Origin of the sequence: Chamaesiphon sp. VAR_48_metabat_403 (genome assembly GCF_031422475.1) — a bacterium.
GTDB lineage: Bacteria > Cyanobacteriota > Cyanobacteriia > Cyanobacteriales > Chamaesiphonaceae > Chamaesiphon.
In genome coordinates this window covers 1-6,521 of record NZ_JANPLS010000357.1, presented here as the reverse complement: position 1 = coordinate 6,521, position 6,521 = coordinate 1, and the positions used below count along the sequence as shown (strand labels likewise).

At 45.5% G+C, this 6,521-nt stretch carries 3 protein-coding genes; all 3 read right to left on the bottom strand.

What is annotated here, in order from left to right; all coding sequences use genetic code 11:
* Positions 1-632 (bottom strand): glycosyltransferase (locus tag RMO79_RS17430; protein ID WP_310484501.1); only part of this gene is annotated, 632 nt, incomplete at its 3' end.
* A 98-nt stretch (positions 633-730) separates the two neighbouring features.
* The gene (locus RMO79_RS17425) at positions 731-4,879 is read right to left on the bottom strand and encodes an amino acid adenylation domain-containing protein (protein WP_310484500.1); all 4,149 of its coding nucleotides are present in this window, start codon (positions 4,877-4,879) and stop codon (positions 731-733) included.
* A 93-nt stretch (positions 4,880-4,972) separates the two neighbouring features.
* On the bottom strand, positions 4,973-6,521 hold a 1,549-nt coding region (locus RMO79_RS17420; RefSeq protein ID WP_310484499.1), incomplete at its 5' end, for an aminotransferase class III-fold pyridoxal phosphate-dependent enzyme.

Below are 6,521 nucleotides of genomic sequence, written 5' to 3'. Positions count from 1 at the left end.
GCAAAATCTTTTTGCTGGCTCAATCTACCGACACCCAAGATCGCAGGAATGCGATTTTCTAAGAGCCAATCGCAATCGATCGGTTCTTGAAATTTAGCAATTAAATCGGTAGTAAAAATTGGATTATAAATCGTTTTAATTTTGTTTGAATCTAACCCGCTCACTTTAGACGCATCATCCGCAACGCCTTGCGATACTGCAACAATTCCATCAGCAAATGGAAATAACCAGCGAACGAACCACGGTGTCAGTTTGCGTTTTAATTCTTTCGATTGAGTTGAGTAGTGGGTGAGATGATTGTGGATGGTGACGACGATGCGGGTGGGTACGCGCGCCAATATTTTGGCAATAATAGCGAGCGTATTCGGATCTTCAAGTGCAGAAATAAGCAGTTTCGGTCGGGTTTGTTTGAGATATTTAACTAATAGTGGCAGACTGGTAATTAGGCGTGGATGTGAAAAATCGACAACTCGCACTTTCGGCGAAATTAACGATTGATATTCACCTGTCAGCTTGACTAAAACTAGGTCTACTTTTAGCCCCCGTTCGGCAAAGCCACTTGCCAAGCCGAGCATAACTTTTTCAGCACCACCACCATCAAGATTTACCAAGAAAAAAGCTATATCTGTCATATCAATTTTGGATTTTGGATTTACGATTTTGGATTGACAAAAGGCGTGCGCGAACCGCAGAGTTCAAAATCTAGAATTGTCTCGGTCATTATTATGAGTTACTTCAAGTAACTATTAAATTTGGCACATAACATTCTGACATTAGGTTCTTCCATAATCTCGATGTGTGCGCCGGGAAATAATTCGACGGTTATACCTTCACTAGCTAAAAATCCCCATTCTGCTTCGGAATTATCCTCACCACCAATACCGGGATCTTCTACTAAAAATAGCGAAATTTTACCGATATATGGTTGGGGCAGATAAGTATCTTGAGTCAGATAATTTGCCCAATATACCTCCATTAATCTGAGTTCGGTAATGGCTCCTTTAATGTAGCGGAGATATGCTTTGTACAAAAAATTAGCCCGACCGAGCTTTAAATTCCAATATAATCTTTCTTTTACATAAGTTATTTTGTCTGACAAACTCAATTTGAGTAGTCTGCGAATATGGTCGGTAGTTTTGGTCAAGATCGATGTATTGGCGATCGTCTTGAGTTCGGCATTTAATTCCATCAAATTGGGACTAGTCGGATCGAGCAAAGCTAATAGTTGAATTGTTTGCCCTTCTGCCTGAAGTTGTTGAGCCACTTCCAATGCAATTAAACCACCTAGCGAGAAACCGAGAATTAAATAAGGGCCTTGAGGCTGCAAACTGCGAATTTCTCTAACATAGTTGGCCGCCATTTCGGGGATGGAAGTACATGGTGTTTGGTTACCATTAAGTCCTCTAGATTGAACGCCATAAATCGGTCGATCGGTATCTAAATATTTGGTAAAGTTGCGATAAAACAAAATATTTCCCCAGATAGCATGAATGCAAAATAGGGGTGCTTTATCTGGATTGCCCCGTTTCATCTCAACCAAAAATTCCCAGTTGGTGGGATTTGCGGCTTGAGGGCTGCACACCACTGCTAATTCGGCGATCGTTTGCGCCTGAAATAGAGTTGAGAGTAGAATATTTTTTCCGACAACTTTTTCGATTTCATTAAACAACCGCACGGCAATCATCGAATGACCGCCTAATTCAAAGAAGTTATCTGTAACGCCGATCGGTCGCACATCTAGCACCCGTTCCCAAATTTGGACGAGTTGGCGTTCGATCTCGTTACGAGGAGCGACAAACGTGTTGGTGTCAGGCTGAAGATCGGTAGTGGGAATTGGTAATGCCCCTCGATCGACTTTACCATTGGGCGTAAGCGGAAACAGATCGATCGGTACAAATGCTGAGGGAATCAGATAATCTGGCAATCTTGCTAGTAGAAATGCACGTAAATCGCGATCGCTAATTTGGTTGGCACGAGCGATGATATAAGCCACTAAGCGTTTGTCGCCAGGGCGATCTTCACGCACGATAACTTTTACCTCCCGCACGCTAGGATGATTCGCTAGAGTCGCTTCTACCTCGCCCAGTTCGATCCGAAAGCCGCGAATCTTCACCTGATTGTCGATTCGTCCTAAAAATTCGATATTGCCATCGGGTAAATAGCGCGCCCGATCTCCGGTTTTGTAAAGTCTCCCCACTTCAGCCAATGGATGAGCGATAAACTTTTGGGCATCTAAATCGGGACGGTTTAAATAGCCCCGCGCCAACCCATCCCCACCGATGTGCAATTCTCCCGCCACCCCAATCGGTACGGGTTGTAAATCGGCATCTAAAATGTAAACTTGAGTATTCGCGATCGGTCTACCAATTGGAATCGAACTCGATCCGGTGTGGGCTTGCGTTCTAGACATCCGATAACAACAAGTAAATGTCGTATTTTCTGTCGGCCCGTAACCATTAATTAACTGACAATTTGTCAGCGTAGATAAAACTTTTTGGACGTGAGACACCGATAAAACATCCCCGCCTGCAATTAATTGTTTGAGCGGTTTTAGATCCGCCAATCGTTCGTCTACCATTAAGTGAAACAGCCCCGCCGTCAGCCACAATGTGGTGATTTGCTCGCTGACGATGATTTTACCTAATTGCACTAATGAGGGCTTCGCGGCGGGAAATAGCACCAGTTTGGCACCATTGAGCAAGCTGCCCCAAATCTCAAAAGTCGAAGCATCGAACGCGAGTGGTGCTAGTTGGAGCCAGACTTGTTGGGGACTAAAATCGATATAATCGGTGTTTTTAACCAGTCGCACGACCCCACGATGGGGAATACAGACACCTTTGGGTTGTCCGGTGGAGCCGGACGTATACATGACGTAGGCGAGACGATCCGCTGGCAGATCTAGCTGGAGATTGGTGGTGGGATGAGTGGCGATTATCTCTGCTTCTCGATCGAGTACAATCGTTCGAGCGGTAGATGCGGGTAATCGATCGAGTAATGCGGTGGTAGCGATTAGCACTGAGACATTAGCATTATCGAGAATGAAGGCGAGTCTCGATGAGGGTTGGCTCAAGTCGAGCGGGAGATAGGTACCGCCAGCTTTGAGAGTGGCAAGGATGGCAATGATGCTGTCGAGAGAACGATCGAGGGCGATGGCGACGAGATCTTCGGGTTGGATGCCCAAGGAGAGCAGATGGTGGGCGAGTTGATTGGCTTGACGATCGAGTTGCGCGTAGGTGAGTTGTTGCTGCTGGTAAACTAAGGCGATCGCATTGCCATTAATGGCGACTTGTTGCTCGAAGATCTGATGGATGCATTCATCTCGTGGATAATCGGTGCGAACTCCGCTCCATTCAACTAATAATTTAAGTCGATCGATCTCATTTAGTAATGATAAATCGTGCAGCGGTCGATGCGCGGCGGTTCTACCAACAGCAGTAGGAACGATCTGGAGCAGTAGATTTTCAAATTCGACCAATCTCTGTCGGATCGTAGCTGCGCTGAATAAATTAGTATTATATTGACAATCTAATTCGATGCTATCGGTATCGCTAACCACCGCATTGAGAAATATTTCAAAGGTGGTAAATTTACTCCAATTCTGGATATTTTCAGCAGCTAAACCCGCGAATGACGATTCGATACCATCGGTTTTAATATCGATATTAAATGCTGTTGAAATTAGCGGGATCCGGCTGGGATCGCGAGCGATCGGGAGTTTTTTAAGGAGACTGCCAAATGTAAAATCCTGGCGATCGTAATCATCTAAAATTTCTCGATTTCTCGATTTGAGGTATTCTGGGAAGGTTCTATTTGGGTCGATCGTACTCCGCATCGGCAGAAAATTTACACAATGCCCGACCAAATTATATTTCCCCGTTGCAGTTTGTCCAGAAGTCGGGATGCCGACAGCAATATCGGTTTGCCCGGTAATTTTAGATAAAAATATTTCAAAGGCAGCCAAGAGCGTTGTCATTAAACTGGCACCTTGTTTAGCTCCCAATTTTTTGAGATCTCGTACCAAATTTGCCGATAAAGTATGACTGACCCGATCTGCATTAAAAGTACGCAGTGGCGGACGTGGATAATCGGTGGGGAAGTCTAAAACTGGTGGTAACTTGGCAAATTTTTCCAGCCAGTATGTTTCCGTCTCGATCGTCACTAGTTTATCGATCTTCTCTTGTTCGAGAAAAGCATATTCACTTAAATATTCGACTGGTGCTAACTCTGGTATTTGTCCTGTCACCAATCCTGTATAAATTTTTGCTAAATCGTCTAGCAGCACGCCATAAGACCAGCCATCGCAAATAATATGATGGACTGTTAGTATCGCTAAATATTCTTGATTGTTGAGGCTGAGAATTTTGGTGTTAAATAATGGCCCATGCTGGAGATCGAAGATCTGGCTGGCGGCTTGGTGCTGATGTAGCTCGATCTGGGCTAATTGCTCTGGCGCGGATAAATTAGTTAAGTCGATAACTGGAATTGTAAATTCGATGTGCTTGGCAATTAATAGCAGGCTACCATCTGCACTAAAAGTCGTCCGTAATGCCTCGTGTCGCATTACTAATTGTCTAAATGCAGTCTCAAGCGCGTAGAGATTTAATTCGCCACTCAATCTCAAAGATTGGGAAAGAATACAAGCTAAATTTGCATCATTGCCAATCTGAACGCCGACCCAAATTTCTTGCTGAGATTCAGTTGCTGGTGCAGTTAATAAAATTTCACCATCAGCAAATGGATCGTAGTCAACCGCTTTGAGCTGCGATCTGGGCGATGATTTTAGAGACGATCTAGTAGTTGGTAGCTCCAATCTTGTTTCTCCATCAGCAGATAAATCGATATCGATAGTTTCCATACTAAATTCAGTTAGCAAATCCATATTTTTAGGGGAGAGCGGGGGGATGGGGAGTGGGGGAGTGGGGGGAGTGTGGGGAGTAAAGAGTAAGAAAATTAAAACTCTATTCACTATTCACTATTCACTTTCAACTTGTAAGTAATTACCCAATCGATCGGGATCGGTAATAAACCAAGCTGGATTTCCTAATTTATCTTTACCCAGTCGCGCGCCCGGTTGTGGTGGCAGATTGTGATTGACTGCGATCGCATTACCAGAACTAGATAAGAAACCAACTGATTGTAATTGAGCAATGCAGACTTTAAACGTCCATAAAATTGTCTCGATATCGGCATCGCTGTGAGCGAGGGTAAGAAAACACGGGCGATTTTCCCAAATATGAATATTGTTCAATCGCATCAGATAAAACAACAAGTTGCCATAACTTTCACTAGGCGGGAAAGTTAAATAGAACAACGAACTAAAATGTTCGATATTGATGGGCAAGCCGACTAATTGACAATGCTCTTCAATCTGCTCGACGAGTCGTTCGACTTTGCGCGTGAGCGTTTGCTGTAATTCAGATCCGCCTGCTTTGAGTTGGGCGAGAGTTGCCTCGACAGCAGCTAACGCCAGGGGATGACGGACGAAAGTACCCGCAAAGAACGTCACGCCAACTTCGGGCATCGATCGATCGCCAAACTGCCAAAATCCACCATCTAAGGCATCCATATATTTAGCAGATCCGGTTAAAATCCCGATCGGCATACCACCGCCGACAACCTTGCCATAAGTAGCCAGATCGGCTCTAACTCCAAAATATGCCTGGGCACCACCAGGAGCTACCCGGAACCCCGTAATCACTTCATCCATAATTAGAGCGATGTCTAACTGTGCGGTTACTTGTCGGACGGCTTGGATAAATGCGCGGGGTTGGAGATTGGGGTGGCGACTTTGGACGGGTTCGACGACCACAGCGGCAATTTCATCGGCGTATTGACGAATAGTATCCAAACTAGCCGGATTGTCATAATCTAGTACCATGACATTGGCGACGGCTGTTGCCATTACTCCCGGCGCGCTGGGATAAGATTGCAAGTCAGCACCGGGACGGACTAAGACTTCATCGAAAGTGCCGTGGTAAGATCCGGCAAAAATAACGACCCGATCGCGTCCGGTAACGGTACGGGCGATCCGCAATGCTGCCATGACTGCTTCCGATCCGGTATTGCAAAAAGCTACTCGTTCCATCCCGGTCATTTCGGAGATCGTTTTGGCAACTTTACCCGCTAATGGGGTCTGGGGGCCGATTGCCATGCCTTTATCTAGTTGCGCTTTAATGGCATCGGTCAGAAAATCTGGCGACCAGCCGAAGAAGTTCAGCCCGTAACCATTAGTCAGATCGATATATTCATTGCCATCTTCATCCCATAATCTCGCACCTTGAGCGCGATCGGTCACGATCGGATAGATCATTTCTTTGAGTAAGGGCGTAAACCCAGACACAGTACGCGGATCGGCTAAATAGCGGCGATGGGCTTGGGCTTGGCGTTTGGATTCTGGTGTGTGGGCGACATAGCGATCGATAATATTTGCTAGGGCTGTTTGCTGTTGGGGGCTGAGGCTATTATCGATCGATTTACTAATTTTGAGTCCAGGGGCGGGGCCGGAGCTAGGGGATTTGCCG

Bases quoted from the DNA above. Each gene is read 5' to 3' on its own strand.
- RMO79_RS17425 (WP_310484500.1), bottom strand. From the start codon at position 4,879: ATGGATTTGCTAACTGAATTTAGTATGGAAACTATCGATATCGATTTA.